Origin of the sequence: Aquimarina sp. AD10 (assembly GCF_003443715.1) — a bacterium.
In the GTDB taxonomy this organism is placed as follows: domain Bacteria; phylum Bacteroidota; class Bacteroidia; order Flavobacteriales; family Flavobacteriaceae; genus Aquimarina; species Aquimarina aggregata.
On the sequence record NZ_CP031965.1, the window covers coordinates 4,742,189 to 4,768,852 of the forward strand.

17 protein-coding genes are annotated in these 26,664 nt (G+C 33.2%); 8 read left to right on the forward strand and 9 right to left on the reverse strand.

All coding sequences use genetic code 11. The features are described from left to right. The first annotated feature begins 122 nt into the window (after positions 1-122). Positions 123-482, forward strand: coding sequence for a hypothetical protein (locus D1816_RS19675; RefSeq protein WP_066313143.1), 360 nt, complete (start codon positions 123-125; stop codon positions 480-482). A 110-nt stretch (positions 483-592) separates the two neighbouring features. On the opposite strand, the gene dnaE is transcribed toward D1816_RS19675, so the two are convergent. The 3 genes from dnaE to D1816_RS19690 all read right to left on the reverse strand — a co-directional run bounded on the left by dnaE (position 593) and on the right by D1816_RS19690 (position 8,563). Then, a complete protein-coding gene (gene dnaE, locus D1816_RS19680; protein ID WP_118505144.1) occupies positions 593-4,978 on the reverse strand; it encodes a DNA polymerase III subunit alpha in 4,386 nt (1,461 codons plus the stop codon). 185 nt (positions 4,979-5,163) lie between these two features. Continuing rightward, the gene (locus D1816_RS19685) at positions 5,164-6,549 is read right to left on the reverse strand and encodes a hypothetical protein (protein WP_233565331.1); all 1,386 of its coding nucleotides are present in this window, start codon (positions 6,547-6,549) and stop codon (positions 5,164-5,166) included. Between the two features lie 670 nt (positions 6,550-7,219). Then, complete coding sequence (locus D1816_RS19690; protein ID WP_233565330.1) at positions 7,220-8,563, reverse strand: hypothetical protein; 1,344 nt, start codon at positions 8,561-8,563, stop codon at positions 7,220-7,222. 527 nt (positions 8,564-9,090) lie between these two features. Between D1816_RS19690 and D1816_RS19695 the strand changes: the two genes are divergently transcribed. After that, positions 9,091-10,614, forward strand: a complete 1,524-nt coding sequence (locus tag D1816_RS19695) for a nucleoside hydrolase-like domain-containing protein (protein WP_118505146.1) — start codon at positions 9,091-9,093, stop codon at positions 10,612-10,614. Positions 10,615-10,749: 135 nt separating this feature from the next. Here D1816_RS19695 and D1816_RS19700 read toward each other — a convergent pair whose 3' ends face one another. Together D1816_RS19700 and D1816_RS19705 are read right to left on the reverse strand one after the other, a co-directional pair. Next, positions 10,750-12,063: a hypothetical protein gene (locus D1816_RS19700; protein WP_066313157.1), complete on the reverse strand. Its 1,314-nt coding sequence runs from the start codon at positions 12,061-12,063 to the stop codon at positions 10,750-10,752. Between the two features lie 503 nt (positions 12,064-12,566). Next, complete coding sequence (locus D1816_RS19705) at positions 12,567-13,400, reverse strand: DUF6252 family protein (protein ID WP_066313160.1); 834 nt, start codon at positions 13,398-13,400, stop codon at positions 12,567-12,569. A 343-nt stretch (positions 13,401-13,743) separates the two neighbouring features. Between D1816_RS19705 and D1816_RS19710 the strand changes: the two genes are divergently transcribed. The 3 genes from D1816_RS19710 to D1816_RS19720 are packed head-to-tail and all read left to right on the forward strand — an operon-like array spanning position 13,744 to position 15,542. After that, a complete protein-coding gene (locus D1816_RS19710) occupies positions 13,744-14,262 on the forward strand; it encodes a 30S ribosomal protein S16 (protein WP_118505150.1) in 519 nt (172 codons plus the stop codon). A gap of 14 nt (positions 14,263-14,276) precedes the next feature. Continuing rightward, a complete protein-coding gene (rimM, locus tag D1816_RS19715) occupies positions 14,277-14,801 on the forward strand; it encodes a ribosome maturation factor RimM (RefSeq protein ID WP_118505152.1) in 525 nt (174 codons plus the stop codon). Between the two features lie 27 nt (positions 14,802-14,828). Then, complete coding sequence (locus tag D1816_RS19720; RefSeq protein WP_118505154.1) at positions 14,829-15,542, forward strand: tRNA1(Val) (adenine(37)-N6)-methyltransferase; 714 nt, start codon at positions 14,829-14,831, stop codon at positions 15,540-15,542. Positions 15,543-15,666: 124 nt separating this feature from the next. On the opposite strand, the gene D1816_RS19725 is transcribed toward D1816_RS19720, so the two are convergent. After that, the gene (locus D1816_RS19725) at positions 15,667-15,978 is read right to left on the reverse strand and encodes a hypothetical protein (RefSeq protein ID WP_066313170.1); all 312 of its coding nucleotides are present in this window, start codon (positions 15,976-15,978) and stop codon (positions 15,667-15,669) included. A 385-nt stretch (positions 15,979-16,363) separates the two neighbouring features. Between D1816_RS19725 and D1816_RS19730 the strand changes: the two genes are divergently transcribed. Next, a complete protein-coding gene (locus D1816_RS19730; protein ID WP_066313174.1) occupies positions 16,364-17,542 on the forward strand; it encodes an acyl-CoA dehydrogenase family protein in 1,179 nt (392 codons plus the stop codon). 432 nt (positions 17,543-17,974) lie between these two features. Here D1816_RS19730 and D1816_RS19735 read toward each other — a convergent pair whose 3' ends face one another. The 3 genes from D1816_RS19735 to D1816_RS19745 all read right to left on the reverse strand — a co-directional run bounded on the left by D1816_RS19735 (position 17,975) and on the right by D1816_RS19745 (position 19,910). Further along, positions 17,975-18,247, reverse strand: coding sequence for a hypothetical protein (locus D1816_RS19735; RefSeq protein WP_066313177.1), 273 nt, complete (start codon positions 18,245-18,247; stop codon positions 17,975-17,977). Positions 18,248-18,591: 344 nt separating this feature from the next. Then, positions 18,592-19,323 carry a tol-pal system YbgF family protein gene (locus D1816_RS19740; RefSeq protein WP_118505156.1) on the reverse strand — a complete coding sequence of 244 codons (732 nt, stop codon included), beginning with the start codon at positions 19,321-19,323 and terminating at the stop codon, positions 18,592-18,594. Further along, positions 19,320-19,910, reverse strand: a complete 591-nt coding sequence (locus tag D1816_RS19745) for an RNA polymerase sigma factor (protein ID WP_066313187.1) — start codon at positions 19,908-19,910, stop codon at positions 19,320-19,322. The genes D1816_RS19740 and D1816_RS19745 overlap by 4 nt, the downstream gene beginning before the upstream one ends. A 289-nt stretch (positions 19,911-20,199) precedes the next feature. Here D1816_RS19745 and D1816_RS19750 point away from each other — a divergent pair, with 289 nt between their 5' ends. Next, positions 20,200-23,412 (forward strand): CHAT domain-containing tetratricopeptide repeat protein, encoded by a 3,213-nt coding sequence (locus D1816_RS19750; protein ID WP_158597800.1) that lies wholly within the window; start codon positions 20,200-20,202, stop codon positions 23,410-23,412. Then, positions 23,409-26,654 carry a tetratricopeptide repeat protein gene (locus D1816_RS19755; protein ID WP_118505160.1) on the forward strand — a complete coding sequence of 1,082 codons (3,246 nt, stop codon included), beginning with the start codon at positions 23,409-23,411 and terminating at the stop codon, positions 26,652-26,654. Before D1816_RS19750 ends, D1816_RS19755 begins: the two co-directional genes overlap by 4 nt. Positions 26,655-26,664 lie beyond the last annotated feature (10 nt).

Here is a 26,664-nt window from a genome sequence, read left to right on the forward strand (position 1 = left end):
ACCTAAGTTTGAATATCGAAATATAATCTAATTTATATTTCTACGAAAACAATACTTTAAATATACACTTATATGTTCTAAAATGAAATTAACATTATATTTGTAAGACTGAATTAGAAATAATGAAGGAAACCCAACTCTCATATTGTCACTTAACTTTTAAAGAATCTCATGCCATTTTGGTAATGTATGAAGGATCAGCGATTACCATAGAAAACGCTAAAGAGATAACTGCACTCTTAGATGAATTTTACCAAGGAAGAAAATTTGTTTTTATAACTCATCGAAAATACGGTCATGATATAGATCTGGATGTTTATAAGGGTAAAATTTTAAAAAATATGATTGGCTTTGCGATAGTTTCTAATAATCCTGATGAGGTAGAAAGGGCAGTAAAAGAACAATCTTTATGGAATGAGGCGTTTACTTTTTTTACCACGCTTGAAGAAGCTGAAAATTGGGCAAGTAGCTTTTTTGATTAGACTAATCTTTATAGTAAATAAATCATTGTACTCACTAAAATATTAAAAATCAAAAGAATATAAAACATTCTTTTTTGCGTGAGCGATCAGCAAATTATAGTCTGTATACATTAATTTAATTTGTAATACACAGCATCATTTTCTAACGCAGTTAATAATTCAGGTGAAATGTTTATTTTTTGTTTTCTACTTGGCATATGTAATTTTAGTTTTTCTGCCATTTCATAAATCACAAAATTAAGAGTATGATTTCCAGAATGTTCGGTTAATAGTTCTTTTAGGCTATCAATTCTAGAGTCTGATAAATTATTAATGTCTAATTGGATTGTTAGTTTTCTGGCGTAGGTTTCCATAACATCGTGTAATAGCTGAAAACTATTAAATTGTATTCTGGGGTCTCCTTTTTTACCTGTATCTCTATTAACCCACCCTTCTTTTATAAATGCTTTAGTATACACAAAAGTACTTTGTACTAGAAAAGGTCTGTGTTTAAGATAGTCTTCTCCAAACACCCTAAATTCATGAGCTGTATTGTAGTCTTCAATTGTAAATGTTGCCCAGCCTTTTCCATTTTTTGAAGTACGATGTTCTACTCCCGTAATTACTCCTCCAAACGCTATTTCACGATTTAGGTTATTTTCTAGATCAGCAAAATTCAAAAGAGTTCCATTACAGAAATATTTCATTTCATATTTAAAATCGTCTAACGGATGTCCGGATAGATAAATCCCAACGACTTCTTTCTCTCGGGCGAGTTTTTCCATGGTTCCCCATTCTTCACAAGGAGGAACTACAGGCTCAGGGATTTGAACATCACTGGCTTCGCCAAATAAACTTACTTGTGAAGAGTTTTCATTTTCTTGATATTTAGAGCCGTATTTCATAGCTTTTTCAAGAAAAGTAATATCATCTCCATCTTTATGAAAATATTGCCCTCTATGTGTTTCTCCAAATGAGTCAAAGCCACCTGCAAGAGCTAAACTTTCAAATGCCTTTTTGTTAGCTGCTCTAAGGTCAATACGTTTAGCCATGTCAAAAATAGACTTGTATGGTCCATCTTCTTTTCTATTTTCTACGATAGTAGCTACAGCTCCTGTTCCTACACCTTTTATTGCTCCCATACCAAATCGTACGGCACCATCCTTATTTACAGAGAATTTTCTATAAGATTCATTAACATCAGGTCCCAATACATCTAATTTCATTCGCTTACATTCTTCCATAAAGAAAGTAACCTGTTTAATGTCATTCATATTGTTAGAAAGTACTGCAGCCATATATTCTGCAGGGTAATGCGCTTTTAAGTATGCTGTTTGATATGCAATCCAAGCATAACATGTAGAATGTGATTTATTAAAAGCATAGGCAGCAAATGCCTCCCAGTCTTTCCAAATTTTTTCTAATTTATCTTCGGCATGACCTTTTGCAGATGCTTGAGATATAAATTTAGGCTTCATTTTGTCAAGAACGGCTTTCTGTTTTTTACCCATTGCCTTACGAAGGACATCGGCTTCACCTTTTGTGAAATCAGCAAGTTTTTGTGATAATAACATTACTTGCTCTTGATATACAGTAATACCATAGGTTTCTTTTAGGTATTCTTCACATGCTTCAAGGTCATATATGATTTCTTCTGTTCCGTGTTTCCTATTAATAAAACTAGGGATATATTCTAAAGGCCCTGGACGATATAAAGCATTCATTGCGATAAGATCGGCAAAAACAGTAGGTTTTAACTCCTTCATGTATTTTTGCATTCCCGGGGATTCATATTGAAATACGCCTACAGTTTCTCCTCTTTGGAATAGAGCATAGGTCTCTTCATCATCTAATGGGAAATTTTCTGGATCTAAATCTACATCATGTTTAGCTTTTACAATCTTAACGGTATCCTTAATTAGAGTCAATGTTTTAAGCCCTAGGAAATCCATTTTTAGTAATCCAGCACTTTCAACAACAGAGTTGTCAAATTGAGTACAGTACATATCTGAGTCCTTGGCTAGGGCAACAGGTACAAATTTGGTAATATCGTCTGGGGTAATAATAACTCCACAGGCATGGATCCCTGTATTTCTTACAGAGCCTTCTAGAACTCTTGCTTGGTTTAGGGTTTCTGCTTCGAGATCACTTCCTTCGGCTATGTTAAGAAGCTCATTTACTTTTTCTAATTCGTCGCTTCTAAATTTTTTCTTTAATGTGGCTTCATCTACACCAAATATTTTGCCTAATTTGGACATATTTGGTATTAGCTTAGCAATACGATCGGCATCACTAAGCGGTAAATCAAGTACTCTGGCTGTATCTCGAATGGAAGACTTTGCAGCCATTGTTCCGTATGTAATGATTTGCGCAACTTGATTGGCGCCATATTTTTCAATTACATAGTCCATAACTCGCCCTCGTCCTTCATCATCAAAATCAATATCAATATCGGGCATACTTACACGATCAGGATTTAAGAATCTCTCAAAAAGTAAATCGTATTTAATAGGGTCAAGATTCGTGATCCATAAACAATATGCTACTGCTGATCCAGCGGCTGATCCACGACCGGGCCCTACCGAGACGCCCATGTCTCTTGCAGCTCTTATAAAATCTTCAACAATAAGGAAATATCCAGGATAACCTGTTTTTTCAATTACTTTAAGTTCAAAATCCAGACGTTCGTCGATTTCTGGAGTGATGTCGCCATACCGTATTTTAGCACCTTGATAAGTGATATGCCTTAAATATGCATTTTCTCCTCTTTTACCACCATCGATTTGATCCTCTTTAGACTGAAATTGTTCAGGGATATCAAATGCAGGTAAAAGTACATCTCGTGCAAGTACAAAAGGTTCGATTTTATCTATAACCTCTTGTACATTAATAATAGCTTCAGGTAAATCTTTGAAGAGATTTTTCATCTCCTCTTGTGTTTTGAAATAATATTCTTGATTTGGTAAGCCATAGCGATATCCACGACCACGACCTATTGGTGTTGCTTGTTTTTCACCATCTTTTACACATAATAGGATATCATGGGCATTGGCATCTTCTTTTTCACAATAATAGGTGTTATTCGTTGCAACAGTTTTAATCCCATGTTTTTTTGAAAAATCAATCAGTACCTGATTTACCCGATTTTCATCTTCTTGATTATGACGCATGATCTCGATATAAAGATCATCACCAAATTCTTGATACCACCATAATAAAGCCTCTTCAGCTTGTTTTTCTCCAATATTTAATACTTTACTAGGAACTTCTCCGTAAAGGTTACCGGTAAGAATTATAATATCGTCTTTATATTGCTTTATGATCTCTTTGTCTATTCGCGGTAAATAATAGAATCCATCTACGAAGGCAGTAGAAGACATTTTTGCTAGATTGTGATACCCGTTTTTATTTTTGGCTAACATCACAATTTGATAACCATTATCTTTTCGAGATTTATCTTTATGGTTTTCACAAACAAAAAATTCGCATCCTACAATAGGTTTCATTTCTATACCTGTTGGAGTCTCTCCATTTTCAATAGCTTCAGCATTAGCTGCTTTCACACTTTTGTTATGGTTAGAAACGGCTTGTACAAAATGAAATGCACCCATCATATTAGCATGATCGGTCATGGCAACAGCTGTCATTTTATGTTGAGCCGCTATATTAACTAGATCAGGGATACTTGTAGTAGATTGTAAAACTGAAAATTGAGTGTGATTATGTAGATGTGCAAAATTGACTTCGTCAAGAGCTGCTATATTCTTCTCAATTTCTTGTTGAGATATATCAGAAGTACCTTTTTTATTAAGGGCTTCTTGTATTTTTTGTGAAGCTTTCTTAAGGTTTATATGTTTTAACCCTATTAGTTCAATAGGTTCTTGATGAATCTCCTTAAAATTCTGAAAGTAATCTGGCTCAACATCAAGCTCTTCTACTGTGAATATTTGTTTACGAATTAGTTCAAGAAAACATCTTGTTGTTGCTTCTACATCGGCAGTAGCATTATGTGCCTCTCCAAAAGCTACTCCAAAAAGATGTTGATGTAATTCGGTAAGAGTAGGAAGTTTAAACTTACCTCCTCGTCCTCCAGGTATTTGACAAAGTGATGCTGTGGTTTCTGTACAGGTATCAAGAACGGGTAGGTTTTGCAAATCATTTTCTACACCTAAACGATAGAATTCTGCCCCCATTATGTTAACATCAAATCCTACATTTTGACCAACTACAAATTTAGTTTTGGAAAGCGCTATATTAAATTTTTCAAGAACCTCTTGCAAAGTAATTCCGTCCTGATCAGCAAGTTCAGTTGATATACCATGAATTTTTTCGGCATCGTAGGGGATATTAAAACCATCTGGTTTTACAAGGTAATCTTGATGCTCAATGCAGTTTCCCATTGCATCATGCAATTGCCAAGCAATTTGTATGCATCTTGGCCAGTTATCACTGTCGCTAATAGGTGCATCCCATCGTTTTGGTAAACCGGTGGTTTCTGTATCAAAAATTAAATACATAAAAGATATATTTCGAAAAAATTAAGGCCTTACTTCTGTAGTTCAAAAATACAGAAAATGATACGTTCGGTTTCCGAAAAGTTATCCAGAATTATCAACTAGTCATTTTGATTAAAATATGTCAATAAAAAAAGCTTAGAAACATTAAATGTTTCTAAGCCTCTTTTGTATAATTTGTTTTACTATTAATTGTTTCTCGGTGATCCAATTTGAGTTCCGATTACACTTTCCGAAGGCTGTGTAATTACTGGGCAATTGATAATTGCTCCTGTCGCGGTTAATAAATCTGATAAAGAGTTTGCTAATGGACTAGGGTTTGCATTTCCTCTAAAAGGAATTAAAGTGCCATCTGCTAAAAGATCGTTTATTTGTTCAAAACTTTTTAAGATTGGACGCTCTGATTCTGCTACTGTAAATTCAGTAATATGAGCATCCCACATTGGTGCATATCTAGTGTCTCTAGGATCAATAGGAAAAGTATTTGTAGGATCTTGTACTTGTCTATCACTTAATGAAGCAGAGTTTAAACCTTGAACTCCAAAACCATCGGTGTCTGTTGTTCTACCGTTTGCCGTTGGGCTAAAAGGTAGCATAGAACCACCTGGGAATAAGCCAAATGTTGGTAACTGAGCTAATCTTGGTGCAAAAACACCTAATTCTATTGTAGCCGGTCCTGGATCTGAAGTGTCAGTTACTATATGGAAATAGTAAGGTTTTCCGTTTTGCCACCCATCTAAAAGTTGCATTACAACTGATGCTTGATCAGGAGCAAAGTTTGGATTGTTTAAATCGTCTTCCTGTTGTGGCCCATTCCCATTAGGATTAGGTATTCTATCATGAATACCTGTACTATTGGCTACAGGTTGAGCATTGATTACAACTCCACTTGGTAATACTACATAAGACGACCAATTAGCATCAGCTATAGCTCCTGGGTTAACTTCTGCAGGTGGAAAACCAAATAATAATCCATCATCTGATGTAGGTCCTGGAACCAAAGATCTTTTTGGAGAAAAATCTACAGACCCTTCAAAAACCAATCGACCTCTACGAGTAAAGTATCCTCTTTGTTCACCTCCAGAACCTATTGAAGCTGCCATTCTTGGAGCAAAAATAACTCCTAATTTTTTGGCCATAAACTTATCTGATGCTTCGGTTATTACATAATAACTTTCTCTTTTACTTCCATCAGGTAAGGTTTCCAATCCTTTGAACATAGGAAATCTAGCTGTTGGTCCTGCTGGTACTTCAGATCTATCTATTCTATAATCGATACCTAATACACTAGGTAAAAATACATTTTGATCTGAAGTAAAACGAAGAGCAGGGTTAAATACATTATAGGGGGTCCCTCCATCTTGTTTTATACTGCTTAATAATATTTTAGCTTCTTTTAAGGCTCTTAGGGACTGAAAAAAACCTTTTGATTTAGCTTCAAGTTCTAAAGCATCTTCTGCTGTTTCACTGTTGGTTACTAATGGGGGGGTCTCTGAGGTTATATCATCAGTATTACAAGCTGTAAATATCGACGCTGCAAATAAGCCTAAAAGTAATGTTTTAAAATTTTTCATGTTTTAATTTTTTTAAATTTTTGTGTGTTTAAAAAAGAGAAAACAATTGGCCAATTGTTTTTTTTAAGTATTGATTTTGAGTGCTTAAAATCAAAGCTTAAAATTTGATATTAATTCAGACGACAGTATTTTTTTATGCTTACATGAAAAAAAGTATTAAAAAAATATGATTGTTCTAATAATTATAGTTAAAAATAAAAAAATCAATGTTTTTGGGGCTTGTGAAAGAATAAGAAATGTTTTGAAAAAAAATAAAATACTAATTTTAGCATTTAATTAACAAAATTAAAGCGTTTTTAAATCAAACTCAAAAGTCTTAAGTGTTAGGCAGCTAACACATTAGAGTGGTTTTTGAATGAAGTAGTTGTCTCAAAAGAATGCCTAAATGTAATTTTAGTAGTTTTAAAAATCACATTATTTTATTAGTAATATAAAAGATGATGTTTGATTTTGTTTTTTAATCATACTTTTTTGAAATATTTATTAGCGAATCTTCTAAATTTTTTAGAATAAATATTTTCGATTTCTAATCTTCTCACTTTTTTGGAAATATAACAAAATGTATTTGTCCTTTTTATTACCAAGGTTATAGATATAAACAAAGTAAGCTTAGAGACATATAATGTTTCTAAGCTTACTATTACAATCTATTTGTTTGTTTTATACTTTATTAATTGTTTCTAGGCGATCCAATTTGAGTTCCGATTACACTTTCTGAGGGTTGAGTAATTACTGGGCAATTGATAATTGCTCCTGTTGCGGTCAATAAATCTGATAAAGAATTTGCTAATGGACTAGGGTTTGCATTTCCTCTAAAAGGAATTAAAGTGCCATCTGCTAAAAGTTGATTCACTTCGGCGAAACTTCTTAAGATCGGACGCTCATTTTCAGGAATTGTAAATTCAGTAACATGTGCATCCCACATTGGAGCATATCTAGTATCTCTAGGATCGATTGGGAATGTATTTGTTGGATCTTGTACTTGCTGGTCACTTAATGAAGCTGTGTTTAAGCCTTGTACTCCGAAACCATCTGTATCTGTTGTTCTTCCATTTGCCGTAGGGCTAAAAGGTAACATAGAACCACCTGGAAATAAACCAAATGTTGGTAACTGGGCTAATCTTGGTGCAAAAACTCCTAGTTCTATAGTTGCAGGTCCAGGATCAGAAGTATCAGTTACTATATGGAAATAGTAAGGTTTCCCGTTTTGCCACCCATCTAAAAGTTGCATTACAACTGATGCTTGATCAATAGCAAGGTTTGGATTGTTTAAATCATCTTGATCAGCAATGCTGTTTCCGTTCGGATTAGGAATTCTATCATGAATACCAGTGCTGTTTGCTACCAATTGAGCGTTAATTACGGCGCCACTAGGAAGTACTACATATGATGACCATTTGTCATCTGCGATTGCTCCAGGATTAGCTTCTGCAGGTGGGAAACCAAATAATAAACCATCATCTGATGCAGGTCCGGCTACTAAAGATCTTTTTGGTGAAAAATCTACCGACCCTTCAAATACCAATCTTCCTTTACGAGTGAAATATCCTCTTTGTTCTCCTCCAGAACCTATAGATGCGGCCATTCGTGGAGAGAATATAACTCCCAATTTTTTTGCCATTTTTTTGTCAGACGCTTCGGTTATTACATAATATCCTTTTCTACGACTGCCATTGGGTAAAGTTTCCCAACCTTGAAACATAGGAAACCTAGCTGTTGGCCCTGCAGGTACTACAGATCTGTCTATTCTGAAATCAATACCTAATACACTAGGTAGAAATACATTTTGTTCTGAAGTAAATGAAAGTGCTGGCCTAAGAACGTTGAATGGAGTTCCTCCGTCTTGTTTTATACTGTTTAGTAATATTTTAGCTTCTTTTAGGGCTTTAAAAGATGTTAAGGATTTTGCCGATGCTACTGGTTGTTCTTCATTTATTACTGTATCATCGTTACTACAAGCTGTAAATATAGCAGTAGCAAATAGGCTTAAGAGTAAGGTTTTTAAGTTTTTCATGTTTTAATTTTTTAAATTTTTGTGTCTTTAAAAAAGAAAAACAATTGGCCAATCGTTTTCTAAGTATCCAAATTCAGTACTTAAAATTTGATGTTAATTGAGACGACAGTACTATTTTATGCTTACATGAAAAAAACCATAAAAAATGTAAGGTTATCAAATAAATGAGCTTAAAAATCTAAAAAAAGTCAATGTTTGTAGGGGTTTTTTAAGGGTGGAGAAATCTTTGAAAAATGAATTAAAAGCCAAATTTGGCTTTTAATTAACAAAGTTTAAGTGTTTTTAAATTCAAACCGAAAATATGAAATGTTAGGTAGCTAACATATAACTAAAGGTTTTCAAAAAGTAAAAAGAAGTTTTTAATTTACATTTTGAGTTTGCAATTCAAATTCTTTAAAAATTGTATGATATTATTATAATACAAAATGAGTTTAATTGTTAATGATTAAATAGTTTTTTAAGAGTAATTTTATTTTTTTTGATTTAAAAAACTTTATTTACTAAATATATCTTCAACATATACACTAATGAAAAAAGCTTATTTACTGATTTTAATTTTTTGCTCTACATTAATAATTTATGCTAATGATAAACATAGAGTTATAATACTTGCTGATATGGGTAATGAACCTGATGAAGTTCAACAAATTACTCATATGATGACATGTTCTAATGAAATGGATATTGAAGGTCTTATAGCTGTAACAGGAAAATACTTGAGACCTGAATCAAAAGAAGAATACAGAAGAGTTAATCACCCTGAATTATTTATTGAAATACTAGATGCTTATGCTAAAGACCTTCCAAACCTAAGAAAACATGCTAGTGGTTGGCCTAACCCAGAAGAATTGAGAAAAGTTGTTTGTTCAGGTCAGAAAGGATATGGGATTGCAGACGTTGGTGAAGGTAAATCAAGTAAAGGTTCAAAATTAATAATAGATGTAGTAACCAAAGATGACCCCAGACCTGTGTGGATTGTTGTGAATGCAGGTTCAAATACACTTGCACAAGCCTTATATGATTATAAAAAAGAACATTCAAAAACGGAATTACAAGCTTTTATAGATAAGTTACGAGTTTTTGAAAATGGAGCTCAGGACAATGCAGGAGCTTGGATTTGCAGTAATTATCCTAAAATACATTGGATACGTAGTAATTATCAAACATATGCGTATGGCGGACCAGGAGGGACAGACGGAGATATTACTACCAATCTTGGACCACATTATTGGAAACCTTATGCATATAGCGTAACAGGTCAAAATGAATGGTTGATAAAAAACGTAATGACAGATCATGGAGCGTTGGGGAAAGTATATCCCGAACGCAGGTATCATGGTTTTCGAGATGGAGGTTTAGGATTTATGGAAGGTGGAGGTACTATACCTTGGATGGGACTTGTGAATAAAGGACTCTTTGATGTTAATCACCCTAATTGGGGTGGATGGGGCGGTCGTTTTAGCGCAAACAAGGTGCCTGATTTTTGGTCTCGTCATGTAGATATTAAAGTCGATGAGGAAAAAGAAACGCCATTTTATACATATCGAGAAGTAAGTGATCATTGGGTTGATTCACAAGATGGCAAAGTATATAATAATAATTATGCGCCAATATGGCGATGGCGAGAAGCTATGTATAATGATCAGATTTGTCGTATGGATTGGTGTGTAAAACCTTTTAAAGAAGCTAACCATCATCCAGTAGCTGCGATAAACGGAGATGATTCAAATTCAATTATACGAATAAGTGCTCTAGCTGGTGAAACAATTACATTTGATGCCTCTTCTTCTTCCGATCCTGATGGTGATGAACTAATTTTTAAATGGTGGGTTTATGAAGAAGTAGGAACGTATTCGGGAAAAATAATGATTTCGGAGCCTCAACAGTCAAAAACTAAAATAGTAGTTCCTACAGGGGCAGGAGGGAAACAAATACATTTAATTTTAGAGGTAAAAGATAAAAATGCGATTGCTTCTCTTTTTGATTATAGAAGAGTAGTAATTGATGTAGAAAATATATTTGTTAAACAAGAATCTGTTCAAGTAGATTAATGTGATTAATTTGCTAATGCGAAGAATCTGTTTTGATGGTTTTATGTTCTTGTCAAGAGTATAAATAATTAAAAAAAGAAGGCTTAGAGATATCTCTAAGCCTTCTTTTTTTAATTATTTGTTATTACTATTTTATTAATTATTACGAGGAGATCCGATCTGAGTTCCAATTACACTTCCTTCAGGTTGTGTGATTACTGGGCAGTTAATAATCGCTCCGGTTGCAGTAAGTAAATCAGATAATGAATTTGCTAACGGACTTGGATTTGCATTTCCTCTAAAAGGAATTAAAGTACCATCTGCTAAAAGATCATTTACTTGTTCAAAACTCTTTAATATAGGACGTTCAGATTCTGCTACTGTAAATTCAGTAATATGAGCATCCCACATTGGTGCATATCTTTCGTCTCTAGGATCGATAGGGAATGTGTTTGTAGGATCTTGCACTTGTCTATCGCTTAAAGAAGCAGAGTTTAAACCTTGAACTCCATCACCGTCAGTATTAGTCGTTCTACCGTTTGCTGTAGGGCTAAAAGGTAACATAGAACCTCCTGGGAATAACCCAAACGTTGGTAACTCAGCTAATCTTGGTGCAAAAACGCCTAACTCGATAGTTGCTGGTCCTGGATCAGAAGTATCTGTTACGATATGAAAGTAATAAGGTTTTCCATCTTGCCATCCATCTAAAAGTTGCATTACTACTGAAGCTTGATCTGTTGCAAGATTTGGATTGTTTAAATCGTCTTCTTGTGCAGGACCGTTTCCGTCTGGGTGAGGTATTCTGTCATGGATACCAGTGCTATTTGCTACAACTTGTGCATTGATAACAATTCCACTAGGTAAAACCACATATGAAGACCATGCAGCATCTGCTATTGCTCCAGGATTAACTTCTGCAGGAGGAAATCCGAATAATAAGCCATCTGCCGATGTTGGCCCAGCTATTAGAGATCTTTTTGGAGAGAAATCTACAGAACCTTCAAAAACAAGCCTTCCATCATCTGTCCAAGTAGCATTTTGAACTCCACCAGAACCTACTGAAGCTGCCATTCTTGGAGCAAAAATAACCCCTAATTCTCTTGCCATATCTCTATCTGATGCTTCTGTGATTACATAATATGAGCGTCTAGGTCCACTAGGAGTTGTCTCCCAACCTTGAAACATAGGGAATCTAGCTGTGGGTCCAGCCGGTACTACTGATCTATCTGTTCTGAAATCGATACCTAATACACTTGGTAAAAATACATTTTGTGCGGCGGTAAAAGTTAAAGCAGGATTGTCTACATCATAAGGAGTTCCTCCGTCCTGTCTAATACTTTCTAATAATAAACTAGCCTCTGATGGTGTATCTACCGGTGGAGATATTATTGTTGAATCATCATCGTCACTACAGGCTGCTAGTAATGAGGCGGCTAGGATACCTAAAAATATTGTTCTTAAATTTTTCATGTTTGCAATTTTTAAAATGTTTGTATTTTTTAATGTTTATATTTTTAAAAAAAACAACTGGCCAATCGTTTCTATATATCAAAAAACTGATGTTTTAATTTTGATATAAGTTGAGACGACAGCACTTTTTTGTACTTACAAGATGAAAACTTACAGAATAAGTAAAATTTATTAATATTTTTTTTGCAATAAGTAAAAAATATACTGTTTTAAAGGGTTTTAGATGAAAAATGAATGGCGAATTTTGTTTTGAAAATAAATGATTTTATTGAAATATTAGCATTTAATTAACAAATCGACAGCATGGTCAAAGCGAGCCGAGCCCCTGTAAATGTTAGGTATCTAACATATTTGTAAATAGTTTTGTGATTCAGGTAAGAGGTGTAAGGAAAGAATACGTGTCATAAAGTTTAGAGGTGCCTAATCTAAATTTATGCTCTTAAATAAAAAAAAGTGCTCATTAGACAATGAGCACTTTTTATCGCTAAGTTGAGTCTCTGGTTTTAGTAACCAAAATCAAATAGGCCTTCTGTAACTTGAATTCCGCTTCGGGTTTCGAATTCGAAACTTCCTCCAATACATTTTGTATCAATATCGTGGTCTGTTATTATAAGTCTTCCAGAAAGTGCAGATGACTTATCTGTACCTGCTGTATAAGTAGCACTGTAATCTCCTGATCCTGTTAATGAGTATTCTCCCGGACTGGTAGTTGCAGGAAGGACGATAGTAATTTCTCCGTCTTCATTCGTTGCTTTAATAAGAATAGATACAGACGAAACGCCGAATAACTCTGCGGTGTGATTGTCAGTAATCATTTCAGAACCGTCAATTAATGCAGTTAATGAGGCATTAAGTAAACAAGGATTAATTTCTACTGTTGGCTCTTCTGCAACTGCATTTTCAATAGGAACTCTATAAAACCATCCACTTTCCATGCTTGTGGTGTTTCCTTTTGTATCATTTAAGTTTTTGAAATAGAAGTTACCTGAAATTTCATTATTATGTATTTCGGTAATAACTACTTCTCCTTCTGTTGTATCATCTTGAGAAGTAAATTTTGTTTGATCTTTTTCAAAACTTATTCTACTAAGGGTTTGTTGTGCTAATTTATACGTTCCCGTTTTTGTAGAGGACGTTGTGAAGCTGATAGACTGATTGCCTTCACTTCCAGAAATTACTAATGTTCCATCATCATGAATTACTGCCTTTTTGAATGTAGATCTAAAAAGCTGTCCATCAATTTTAGCTTGTAATGCAGGATCGTTAATTTCGATATCTGTCGAACAAGAAGTTAAAATAATGCAGAAAACTGCTAATAGGGTAGTTATTCTAATCATACGCTTGGGGCTTTTGCAATTATTAATTACGGTCAAGCCGTAAAAAGTGCTTACAGGACAAACATACAGGTAAATTTCGTATAAATCAAAAATTTCATCGAAAAAAAGCATATAATATCGATGAAATACACAAAAAGAATAAAAAATATGTTTAATTATTATTATTTATAAGAATTTATCTTTCAAAAAATATTATTATCGACAAAGCGTAAATGAATTCGAAATGGCCTATCTAATAAATTAGACACTATAAACTTGTAAATTATTGATTCTTTATAAATTAAAATAATTATCTTTGCGCCCTTAATTATAACCCGGGTCGAGTACCCAAAAATTAATTTATATGCCTGTTAAAATTAGATTACAGAGACACGGTAAAAAAGGAAAGCCTTTTTACTGGATCGTAGCAGCAGATGCTAGATCAAAAAGAGATGGTAGATTTCTTGAAAAATTAGGTACGTATAATCCTAATGTAAACCCAGCTAGTATTGACCTTGATGTTGATGGAGCTGTAAAATGGTTACAAAATGGTGCACAACCTAGTGATACTGCAAGAGCTATTTTATCTTATAAAGGAGCTTTGCTTAAAAACCACCTTGCTGGTGGAGTTAGAAAAGGAGCAATCACTGAAGAGCAGGCAGCCGAGAAATTTGCTGCATGGTTATCTGAAAAGGATGGAAGTGTAACTGCAAAAAAGGATGAAGTAGCAAAAGCTGAAGCTGCTGCAAAAGCTAAGGCTCTTGAAGCAGAAAAAGAAGTAAATGCTAAGCGTGAAGCAGAAGCAAAGGCAGCTGCAGCACCTGAAGAAGCTGAAGCAGCAACAGAAGAAGTAACAACTGAAGCTAGCAACGAAGAAGAATAGTTGCATTATTAACGATGAAGAAAGAAGAATGCTTCTATCTAGGTAAAATCGTAAGTAAATTTAGTTTTAAGGGGGAGGTATTGATCAAATTAGATACCGATGAACCTGAAAGTTATGTAAAAATGGAATCAGTTTTTGTTGACTACAACAATAATTTGGTTCCATTTTTTATTGAACGAAGTACTTTACATAAAAGCGATTTACTACGGGTAAAATTTGAAGATGTAGATTCTGAAGAAGATGCAGACGATCTAATGAAGGCAGAAATTTACCTTCCACTAACACTATTACCCAAACTCGAAGGAGATCAGTTTTATTTCCATGAGGTTATAGGATTTAAAATTATAGATAATGCGTATGGAGAAGTTGGTGTAATTAAGTCTATAAATGATTCAACAGCTCAAGCATTATTTGAAATCGATCGTAATGGTACCGAGATACTTATCCCTATGAATGATGAGTTTATTGATAAAATAGACAGAGACTCAAAAGAAGTAAGAGTAAATACTCCAGAAGGATTGATCGACCTTTATCTATAAAAGAGATATACATCTCATATTTAGAGTATGAATAAACCTTTTAAATTCAAACAGTTTACCGTTAAACAAGATCAATGTGCTATGAAAATAGGTACTGATGGTGTTTTGCTTGGTGCTTGGGTTCCTATTAGTAATGAGGTAACTTCGGTATTAGATATAGGTGCCGGTACAGGAGTTATAGCACTTATGGCTGCGCAGCGATCAAATGCAGAACTTATTGATGCTCTAGAAATTGATGAAGGGGCTTATGAGCAGGCTGTTGATAATTTTGAGGCTTCACCTTGGGGAGATAGATTATTTTGTTATCATGCTTCGTTTCAAGAATTTGTTCAAGAAATCGAAGACACTTATGATTTATTGATTAGTAACCCTCCTTTTTATGCAGAAGATTATAAATCTGCAAATGCAGAAAGGGATTTAGCCAGGTTTCAGGATGCACTTCCATTAGATCATTTAATAATTGGAGCAGTAAAACTATTATCCGAACAGGGAAAACTGGCTTTAATTATCCCGTTTAAAGAAGAGGAGCAATTACTTGCGATAGCAAAACAAGTGGGGCTTTTTCCTGAAAAAATTACAAGAGTAAAGGGAACTCCAACTTCTGAAGTAAAAAGAAGTATGCTGCTATTGGGTTTTAAAGAAAACGATATGGTGATAAATGAGTTGGTTATCGAAAACGCTCGTCATCAATATACAGATGAGTATAGTGATCTTACCAAAGAATTTTATCTCAAAATGTAGAATTTGAACAAAAAAAGGAGAGCTTTTATAGGCTCCCCTTTCTAAATTCAATCACTCTACTAAAGATTAATTTATATTACGCATTATAAATTAAACTTATGCTTTTCTGTTAAGCAGAATAGAATTACTTGGTAATCCAATTTCCATCAGCGTCACAAAAAACTTCCATTTCTTTTTCTCCCTGCTTCAATACTAATTTAAATTCAGAAGCATCTTCTTTTGCCCCAGCACTTTCGATTGTTGCTCCAGCAAAGTCTTTAGCAACTGCTTCAAGAACTTTTTGAGGTAAATTTTCAACGGCTAAATCAATATATTTATCCTGAACTGGAGTTACTATTTCAGTATTTTCACTAGAAGCTACTTCCTGAGCATTGCTATTTTGAGTTCCTACTAATAATCCAAAAGCTACGGCTGGTAATACAAATAAATTTTTCATTTTATTTCTTTTTAAGATTTAAATTTTGTTACGCTTTATACAATAGAATAATTATGCCATTAAGATAAAGGGTAAGGTAGTTTTTATGCAAACAATTAATAATCAAATAGTTGTATTGAATGTGTGGAAGATTATTGATTTTTAATATTTTGTGATAAGTGTAGAAAGAAGTGTCAAACTGCGGAATTTATACACGGATTTCTTGTAATTATGGTTGAAAAAAGAATCTCAATTTTTTAAGAATCATAATGCTCAAATTCTCATTAAAAAAACAATCTTTTTAAAGATGTGAAAAAAATTGGTAGCTCTTTTTTCATTAATTACATTTGTTAAGTACTTTGATACAAGAATTTTGAAAATAGTGTAAAATTAAACATACTGCTAGATGAAACCTGATCTTTTTGAAGCTCCTGACTACTATAACTTAGATGAATTACTAACAGATGAACATAAATTAGTTCGTGATGCTGCCCGAAGTTGGGTAAAACGAGAAGTGTCGCCTATAATTGAGGATTATGCGCAGCGTGCTGCATTTCCTGAACAAATTATAAAAGGACTAGCAGAGATAGGAGCTTTTGGCCCATATATTCCTGCAGAATATGGAGGAGCAGGATTAGATCAAATAAGTTATGGTTTGATTATGCAAGAAATAGAAAGAGGTGATTCTGGAGTACGCTCAACTTCTTCTGTACAATCCTCTCTGGTAATGTATCCTATTTGGAAATATGGTAACGAAGAACAACGTAAAAAATACCTTCCAAAATTAGCTTCAGGAGAATTCATGGGCTGTTTTGGGCTTACAGAACCTGACCATGGTTCTAACCCTGGAGGAATGACTACTAATTTTAAGGATAAAGGAGATCATTATTTGCTGAACGGAGCAAAGTTATGGATTTCTAATGCTCCTTTTGCTGATATTGCTGTGGTTTGGGCTAAAAATGAAGAAGGAAGAATTCATGGACTTGTTGTAGAAAGAGGAATGGAAGGGTTTTCAACACCAGAAACTCATAATAAATGGTCACTACGTGCGTCTGCCACTGGAGAACTTATTTTTGATAATGTAAAAGTCCCTAAAGAGAACTTATTGCCAAATAAAAGTGGTTTAGGAGCACCACTAGGATGTTTAGATTCTGCTAGATATGGGATAGCTTGGGGAGCAATTGGAGCTGCTATGGATTGTTATGATACGGCTTTGCGATATGCAAAAGAACGTATACAGTTTGATAAGCCTATCGGAGGAACTCAATTGCAACAAAAGAAATTAGCCGAAATGATCACCGAAATTACCAAAGCTCAATTATTAGCATGGCGATTGGGTGTTTTACGTAATGAAGGCAAAGCAACTACTGCACAGATTTCTATGGCCAAACGTAATAATGTAGAAATGGCAATTAATATCGCCCGAGAAGCCAGACAAATATTAGGCGGTATGGGAATTACTGGTGAATATAGTATTATGCGACATATGATGAATTTGGAAAGTGTGATAACGTATGAAGGTACACATGATATTCACTTACTAATTACGGGTATGGATATTACAGGGATACCTGCATTTAAATAAAAATTCTCCTATACCGAGGTATAGGAGAATCAAGGGAATTGCAAAAAATCAGCGAATCGCCGAATGTTTAAAGGTCGTATGAACCTTTAATAGTCCAATATTGATTTCGCCTACCCCTAGTCTCAATTCAATATTGGATTTTTCAGTACTATAATGGCTAACTATGTATTGAAAATGATTTGTTAATAATGATGCAATGATAGCTTAGGGTAGTTTCATTTTTCGTTACTGGGATTTATTTTTTCTTTTTTTCTGAAGAATTATTTTAAGTATTGCAAACAAAAAATTCCCTTACAAAAGCAAGGGAATTTAAAAACTCAACTAATTGTCGAAAGTTTAGAGAATCTTTTAACGATTCTCTTTTGAAGTTTAATACTGATCTCGCCTACCCCTAGCCTTGACCAGATATCAAACTTTTTAAGTTAATACCTATCATGCGGTATTAGTCAATTTCTTATTTCTAAATTCTTTTTGTTCATAAAACCCAAATCGAAACCCAACATTTTGTTCATAGACAAAGCTTTTTAATGCTACATCATAGATTACAGGAGCATTTAATGCTTTCATAGTACTTATGGTACGATATAGTTTTGTTTTTGAGATTCCCAGCCTGCAAGCAAGTGCTTCAGGTGTTCCAGTTGATTTTAATCGAACCAACTGATCTATTCTCTCTATAAGCTTAATGTGTTTTATGATAACATTCATAGATATTCCCTTTCATTTAAATAATATTCTAATACGTATTTATTTGTGGGGGGTTGTCTATTAATGTTGTCAATAGAAAGTATGTTACCTAAAAAATGATATTTTTTTTATTTTTTTATAAAATGAAGAGTATACCTGCTACACAGAACAGGAAACTTGGTGCGATTTTTAGCATAGTTTATGCACTACAGCCCGAAACTTCATCACAAAATTCCTATACCTAAAATAGATAACAATAAAAAAAGAAAAGAATTAAATTCTAAAAAAGCGAATTACCTATGTTTGAAGGAAGAAAGGAAATATGAAAAGAGAAATAATACTCTAAATTAGAAATACTAGTGTTCCTATAAAGCTTCTTTTAACTGTAGGGCTCTAATTTTATAGATGCCATCATAGGCTATTACTTCATCCAAAACTGAAATTACTATGTTTTTCTTATCGAGTTTTAGATAAGTAAGCGATAAGTACCATTTGGCGACCTCGTAAAACTTACTATCTTTTTCAAAATCTTCAAATACTGTGATAGCTTTTTCTTCTTGATTTGTATTTAAGTAGCTATTGCCAAGATATAATTGTAACTTTTCTTTACGGTCTAGATGAGGTAGTTTTTCTAATTCTCCGATTACAGTTTCGTAATCTTTGTTATTGTAGTTTTCAATAATATCTTGTAACTGAGTGTCTGTTTTACCTCTGGTTGTATCTTCTGTTAAAAAAGGAGTGTAATACGCTAAATATAAATCTTGGGTATCAACGGTTTTGCCGGTATAGTTCCATACTAATGCTCCAATACTTAATATGACTATAATAGAGGCCGCGATTTTCCAGGGTGCAGAAAAAAAAGAACTGCTAGCGGTTTCCTCTTCTTTAATCGCAGCACTTATTTTTATTAATTTTTTTTTAAAAGCGATAGTATCAGGATCACTTAAGGCAGCATGTAAAGATTTATGTTTTTCAACTTCCCGGGATAGTTCAGGATTAAGCGATATTTCTTTTTCAAAAGCAATTAGCTCCTCTTTAGATAAAGAGCCAGCAATATAACTTTCGATTTTATCGAATATTTGTGGGGTTCGTTTCATAATTCGCTATTTTTTTGGGGAGTAAGCTGTAACTCCTTAAATGCAGTATCTTTTTCGATCATTTCGATTAAAGATTCCTTGCATTCAAATTTTTTCTTTCGGGTATACCCTTCGGTGTACCCAGTTATTTTAGCAATCTCTTTCATGCTATTGCCCTGAAAGAGTAAATTTAACACTTCGCGACAGCTATCACTTAATTTTAAGAAATATTTGCGATAAATATGTTCGCGTTCACTATTTTCTATATCTTCTTGAACTTTAAGTTCTATAGTATCTGCAGTATCATAGATATTTTCTGCAAGTACTATTTTTTTGTTTTTTCGTAACCGATTTCTCCAAATGTTTTTACAAACAGCGTAGAAAAATGTACGTAAAGAAGACTGAAGCTCTAAAGAATCTGTCTTTAGTTTTTGATAGATCATGACTAATGCGTCTTGAAACACATCTTCTACATCTTCTTCGTTTCCTGAATTTTGTAGAATATATCGCCGTATATAAGGAAGGTTTTTTTTATAAAACAAGGTTAAAACCTGTTCATCTCCTGCCGCGATACCCTTCAAAATTTTCTGATCTTCGGTGTTCTTCATACATTAATGTAATAAGATAACAATTTGTTACCTTTTTAGATGGATTTTTTTATTTTATGTCGAACTATTGGTATAAGAACTGTAAAAGTAACAATTTTAGTGTCTTTGGTATTAATAAAGAAAGGAAACAATTGATAAGAGACACTAGTATTGAAATTAGTAACGATTTTTATACTGTAATATAGCTTATATACGTAAACAATAAGTCATAAAAATAATGGTAATACGACCCAGATATATACCCAAGAGACTGTCATTATATTTTAAAATGACATGTTGCTTCATTTTTTTGAATACAATAGTATCCTATGCACAAACCACAGATACTTTGGTAGCATACCAACACTTTGTAAAAGCAGGTGCATTACTTGCAAATGATCAATATGAGGAATCTATACAATATTTTGAAAAAGCATTACCGATTTATAAAAAGGCAAAGGCATGGGAGCGAGTTGCCAGATGTCATAATAAAATATCAAAGATTTATTGGAAGAATAGAGATTTTAAAGAATCATTAATAAGTGGAGAAAGTGCTATTAAAATTAGTATTAAGTACCTCTCAAAAAACAATCGAGAAGAAGCCGATTACTTTGATAATTTAGGGAGCATATGCTTTCTTAAACAAGAATATGATAATGCGTTGGAATATTATCAAAGATCTTTAGGTATTCGAATAGAAAAATTTGGAATACATCATACAGAGACGAGCGCTTCTTATTTCAATGTAGGACTTACATATTATGAAAAGCAAGAATATGATAGATCATTGTTGTTTATTAAGAGGGCTTCTTCTGTTAGAATAAAAGAATTTGGTAAGAATAGTAAAGAAACTGCTAAGTGTTATGAGGTAATTGGTAAATTATATCGAAGAAAAGCCGAATATGATAAAGCGCTAATGTATTTAAAAGAGCGATTGCTTATTTTGATTAATATTTATGGGAATGATCACATTGATGTGACTAGTGCTTTGGATTTAATAGGACTTACATATAAGAATAAGGGTGAATATGACAAGGCATTAGATTATTACAAAAGGGCAATTAGTATTATCGATAAAATTAAGATCAGTAAAGTGTCGAAAGATAAAACAGATAAACTATCAAGTGTTCATAATAATATTGGAATTATTTACAAGTACAGAGGAGAATATAATAGCGCATTAAAATACCTTAAACAGGCATGTGTTTTGTATATTCAGAAGTTAGGAGAAAATAATCCAAGAGTTGCAATTTATTATAATAATATAGGAAATGTATATAGATTAAAAGGCGAGTATGATCAGGCACTAAAGTATTATAATAAAGCTTTAGGGATAAGAAGACAAACGTTTAATAGAGGGCATTATGATATTACATATTCCTATAATGACATTGGAGAATTATACAATTTAAAAAAAGAGTATAATACTGCTATCCAGTATATTGATAAAGCTTTAAAAATAAGAAATCAAATATTTGGTAAAACTCATCCTGAGGTTGCAGATTCTTATGAGAGTTTAGGAAAGGTATATGAGAATATAAAAGATTATAAAACAGCATTAATAAATTATCAAAAAGCTTTACAAATACGATTAAATGTGTTTGGAGAACGTCATCCAAAAGTTGCTTTGTCCTATACTATTATTGCTGATATGTATAGGTTACAAAGTGATGTTGTAAACAGTCTGCAGTATTATGAAAACGCCATTACCGCAAATAAAAAATTAAATTATACAAGTAATTCATATTTAGATCAAAATATTGTTTTATCCAGTCTTTCAGGAAAAGCCAATGCATACCAAAAAAAGTATCAAAAAAGTAAAGATGTAAAAGATATTGACAAAGCAATTGAAAACTATCAAAAAGCAGATGTTTTACTTCATAAGATTCGTCAATCTTTTACTACTTATGAAGACAAAGTTACTTTTGCCAAAAAAGCAACAGCAATCTATCAAGGTGCTATCGCATCACAATTGTTGCTATATAAAGTAACAAAAAATCAAGAGGCATTAGAAAGCGCATTTTATTATTCAGAAAAGAGTAAGGCTAATACATTAAAAGAATTACTAGCTTCTGCTAATGCTAGAAATTTTATTGGATTACCTAAAAAAGTACTCGAGCTAGAAAAAGAGTTACGCATTGATCAGGCTTTTTATCAATCTAAAATTACTGAAGAACGTAGTAAACAAGAAATAGATTCGTCAAAGGTGGTAGATTATGAGAATCGGCTTTTTGATATAAGTAAACGTCAAGATTCACTTACCACCATTTTAGAAAAAGACTATCCTAAATATCATCAATTAAAGCATAAAAATGCGCTTGTCTCGGTATCAGATATGCAACAAAAGCTAAAAGCAAACACGACCTTGTTAGAATTCTTTGTTTCAGATAGTGTTGCATATACATTTACCATTTCTAAAGATAAGTTAGATGTCAAAGAAGTAGTGGTTTCAGATGTAAGTAAGGATATAGAGATACTTAAAGAATTTATTATTGCAAAAGATATACAAAAGTATAAGAAAGTTGCTTATGGTCTATATTCGCAATTAATAGCACCTATAAAAGATAAGTTAACTGGCGGCGATGAGTTGATCATTGTTCCCGATGGAGCATTATGGCATTGCAATTTTGAATTGTTACTCACACAACAGGATGCATCAAATAACCCAAAGTCATTATCCTATTTATTAAAAGAATTTGCGATCAGTTATGCTAATTCTGCGAGTTTATTGTTTCAATCATCGAATACAAAATCTGTTCACCAAGAAAAAGAAGACTGTTTGGCGTTTTCATTTTCAGACAGTACAACTGTAGTAGATGCCAAAACGATGAGTTTGGCAACTTTGAGAAATGCTGGGGATGATTTACCTGGTACACGAAGAGAAATCAGAGAAATTTCAGAAATTATAGATGGTCAGTATTATTTTGGATCTCAGGCAATAGAATCTAATTTTAAGCGAAATGCGAATCGGTATAACATCCTACATTTGGCATTGCATGGGGATGTAGATCATAAGCGTCCAGAAAATTCAAAGCTGTATTTTACCAAAAGTAAAGACACTATCGATGATAACTTATTGTATGCTCATGAGTTATTTGCAATGGATATCCCAGCAGAACTTACCGTATTAAGTGCCTGCAATACAGGTACAGGAAAGGTTGCCAAAGGCGAAGGGATTATGAGTTTAGGTAGTGCGTTTCAATATGCAGGCACAAAGAGTTTGTTGTTAAGCAGTTGGGCAGTATCAGATCAAACAACGCCAGAGTTGATGAAATACTTTTATACAAACCTAAAAGAAGGGATGAATAAGTCCAAGGCATTACAACAAGCAAAACTACAATACTTACAAACAGCCAATTTAGATCGTGTTCACCCATGGTATTGGGGAGGCTTTTATGTAGTTGGTGATACTGCTGCAATACAGTTTAGTAGTAATACATCGTGGTATTGGATTTTAGGAATAGTATTATTTGTATTAGTTATAGGAGGTTTGGTATACAAAAAGAAAGGATATAGTTTATGAGATTGCTGCTGAAAATATCCATATCATTAATATTGTTTACAAGTCTTGGCTACAGTCAAACCACAGATACTCTGGTAGCCTATCAACATTTTGTAAAAGCAGATTCACTACTAACAAATGAGAAATATGAAGAATCTATAAAACATTTTGAAAAAGCTTTGCCTGTCTATGAAAAAGCAAAGGTGTGGAGGCGAGTTGCTAGGTGTTATAATAAGATTTCTAGAAATCAATGGGAGGATGGTGTTTTTGATAAAGGAGTATTGAATGCAGAAAAAGCAATAAAAACTTGTGAGAAATACCTAAAGAAAAATAATCTTGAAGAAGCCGAGGCTTACAATAGTTTAGGTGTTATATCATATATGCAAAGAAAATATGATATTGCAATTCGATATTACGAAAGATCCTTTTTAATAAGAAATACAAAATTTGGATTAGATTCTTTTGAAACGAGTACAGCTATTTTTAATATAGGACTTTCATACAGTGCAAAAGAAGAGTACGATGTTGCTTTAAAGTATTTTTATAAGGTCATGTCGATTTGGATAGTAATATTGGAAGAGAATAACTTTAATATGGCTAGGTGTTACAGAGCAATTGGCATAGCGTATCAAAAAAAAGGAGAATATAATAAATCAATTAGATATGTGAAAAAAGCCTTATCAGTTTTGATTGATTTGTATGGGCGAAAACACCAAAGTTTAATTAACCCTCTTAATTCAATAGGCGTATCATACAGGAATATGGGGATGTATAATGAAGCTTTGAATTTTTACAATCAAGCAATTATGATTAAAAATGGTTTTCCTAGAAAACTCCAGAGTAAAACTAGTAGAAGGATGTATAACAATATTGGTATTGTATATAAATATAAAGGCGAATATGATAAGGCATTGGAGTATTTAAAAAAAGCTCTTCAGTCTAATTTTGAAATTTATGGAACGAAACATCCCGTTGTTGCACTTAATTATAATAATATAGGTAATGTATGTCGATTGAAAGGTGAGTATGATCAAGCACTGAACTATTACAATAAAGCTTTAAAAATAAGAGAAAGTACTTTAGATAAAAATAACTCTGAAATAGCATATTCTTATAATGATATTGGCGAATTATATAACTTAAAAAAAGAACATAATAAAGCTATTCATAATATTAATAAAGCTTTAAAAATAAGATTAGATGTGTTTGGTACAACTCATCCTAGTGTTGCAGATTCTTATGAAGGTTTAGGAAATGTGTATAAGAATAAGGAAGATCTTACAACGGCATTAACAAATTATCAAAAAGCGTTAGCCATACGATTAGATGTTTTTGGAGCACATCATCCTAAAGTAGCTTTGTCATATACTACGATTGCCAATATGTATAGGTTGCAAGGTGATGTTGCAAATAGTTTACGTTACTATGATAATGCTATAATATCCAATAGAAAATTAAATGATAAAAACAGTTCCTATTTAGATCAAAACATCGTTTTATCCAGTCTTGCAGGAAAGGCTAAGGCTTACAAAAATAGATATCAAAAAAACAAAGATGTAAAAGATCTTGACAAAGCAATTGAAAGCTATCAAAAAGCAGCTATTTTAATTAATGCTATTCGGCAATCGTTTACTACCTATCAAGACAAGCTTACTTTTGCTAAAAAAGCAACAGCAATCTATCAAGGTGCCATAGCTTCACACTTATTGGCATATAAAGTAACCAAAGATCAAAAATCGCTAGAAAAAGCATTTTATTATTCAGAGAAGAGTAAAGCCAACACCTTAAAAGAACTACTTGCTACGGCTAATGCTACAAACTATGCGGGATTACCAAAAGAAGTTTTAGAACTAGAAAAAGAGCTACGAATTGATCAAGCCTTTTATCAATCTAAAATTAAAGAAGAACGCACAAAACAGGGGATAGATTCCTCAAAGATTATAGATTATGAGAATCGGCTTTTTGATATAAGTAAACGGCAAGATTCACTTACCACCGTTCTAGAAAAAGAGTATCCTAAATATCATCAATTAAAGCATAAAAATGCGCTTGTTTCGGTATCAGATATACAACAAAAGCTAAAAGCAAACACGACCTTGTTAGAATTTTTTGTTTCAGATAGTATTGTATATGCATTTACCATCTCTAAAGATAAGTTAGATGTTAAAGAAATAACAGTTTCAGATTTGAATAAAAAAATAGAAGCACTAAAAGAATCTATTATCGCCAAGGATATACAAGAATATAAGAAAGTTGCTTATGGTCTATATTCGCAATTAATAGCACCTATAAAAAATAAGTTAACTGGCGATGAGTTAATTATTGTTCCCGATGGAGCATTATGGCATTGCAATTTTGAGTTGTTACTTACCCAGCAGGATAGTTCTAACAACCCTAAGTCATTACCATATTTGTTAAAAGAATTTGCGATCAGTTATGCTAATTCAGCAAGTTTATTGTTTCAATCATCAAATACAAAATCTGTTCACCAAGAAAAAGAAGACTGTTTGGCGTTTTCATTTTCAGACAGTACAACTGTAGTAGATGCCAAAACGATGAGTTTGGCAACTTTGAGAAATGCTGGGGATGATTTACCTGGTACACGAAGAGAAATCAGAGAAATTTCAGAAATTATAGATGGTCAGTATTATTTCGGATCTCAGGCAATAGAATCTAATTTTAAGCGAAATGCGAATCGGTATAACATCCTACATCTGGCATTGCATGGGGATGTAGATCATAAGCGTCCAGAAAATTCAAAGCTGTATTTTACCAAAAGTAAAGACACTATCGATGATAACTTATTGTATGCTCATGAGTTATTTGCAATGGATATCCCAGCAGAACTTACCGTATTAAGTGCCTGCAATACAGGTACAGGAAAAGTTGCCAAAGGCGAAGGGATTATGAGTTTAGGTAGTGCGTTTCAATATGCAGGCACAAAGAGTTTGTTGTTAAGCAGTTGGGTAGTATCGGATCAAACAACGCCAGAGTTGATGAAATACTTTTATACAAACCTAAAAGAAGGGATGAATAAGTCCAAGGCATTACAACAAGCAAAACTACAATACTTGCAAACGGCAAATTTAGATCGTGTTCACCCATGGTATTGGGGAGGCTTTTATGTAGTTGGTGATACTACTGCAATACAGTTTAGTAGTAACACATCGTGGTATTGGATTTTAGGAATAGTACTATTTGTATTAATTTTAGCGAGATTTGTAAATAAAAGAAATTCTAACAAAACAAAGAAATTATCTTAGGATATTGAAT

Excerpts from the sequence above, each read along its gene's own strand:
- D1816_RS19675 (WP_066313143.1), top strand. The coding sequence starts at position 123 with ATGAAGGAAACCCAACTCTCATATTGTCACTTAACTTTTAAAGAATCT.
- dnaE (WP_118505144.1), bottom strand. The coding sequence starts at position 4,978 with ATGTATTTAATTTTTGATACAGAAACCACCGGTTTACCAAAACGATGG.
- D1816_RS19685 (WP_233565331.1), bottom strand. The coding sequence starts at position 6,549 with ATGAAAAATTTTAAAACATTACTTTTAGGCTTATTTGCAGCGTCGATA.
- D1816_RS19690 (WP_233565330.1), bottom strand. The coding sequence starts at position 8,563 with ATGAAAAACTTAAAAACCTTACTCTTAAGCCTATTTGCTACTGCTATA.
- D1816_RS19695 (WP_118505146.1), top strand. The coding sequence starts at position 9,091 with ATGAAAAAAGCTTATTTACTGATTTTAATTTTTTGCTCTACATTAATA.
- D1816_RS19700 (WP_066313157.1), bottom strand. The coding sequence starts at position 12,063 with ATGAAAAATTTAAGAACAATATTTTTAGGTATCCTAGCCGCCTCATTA.
- D1816_RS19705 (WP_066313160.1), bottom strand. The coding sequence starts at position 13,400 with ATGATTAGAATAACTACCCTATTAGCAGTTTTCTGCATTATTTTAACT.
- D1816_RS19710 (WP_118505150.1), top strand. The coding sequence starts at position 13,744 with ATGCCTGTTAAAATTAGATTACAGAGACACGGTAAAAAAGGAAAGCCT.
- rimM (WP_118505152.1), top strand. The coding sequence starts at position 14,277 with ATGAAGAAAGAAGAATGCTTCTATCTAGGTAAAATCGTAAGTAAATTT.
- D1816_RS19720 (WP_118505154.1), top strand. The coding sequence starts at position 14,829 with ATGAATAAACCTTTTAAATTCAAACAGTTTACCGTTAAACAAGATCAA.
- D1816_RS19725 (WP_066313170.1), bottom strand. The coding sequence starts at position 15,978 with ATGAAAAATTTATTTGTATTACCAGCCGTAGCTTTTGGATTATTAGTA.
- D1816_RS19730 (WP_066313174.1), top strand. The coding sequence starts at position 16,364 with ATGAAACCTGATCTTTTTGAAGCTCCTGACTACTATAACTTAGATGAA.
- D1816_RS19735 (WP_066313177.1), bottom strand. The coding sequence starts at position 18,247 with ATGAATGTTATCATAAAACACATTAAGCTTATAGAGAGAATAGATCAG.
- D1816_RS19740 (WP_118505156.1), bottom strand. The coding sequence starts at position 19,323 with ATGAAACGAACCCCACAAATATTCGATAAAATCGAAAGTTATATTGCT.
- D1816_RS19745 (WP_066313187.1), bottom strand. The coding sequence starts at position 19,910 with ATGAAGAACACCGAAGATCAGAAAATTTTGAAGGGTATCGCGGCAGGA.
- D1816_RS19755 (WP_118505160.1), top strand. The coding sequence starts at position 23,409 with ATGAGATTGCTGCTGAAAATATCCATATCATTAATATTGTTTACAAGT.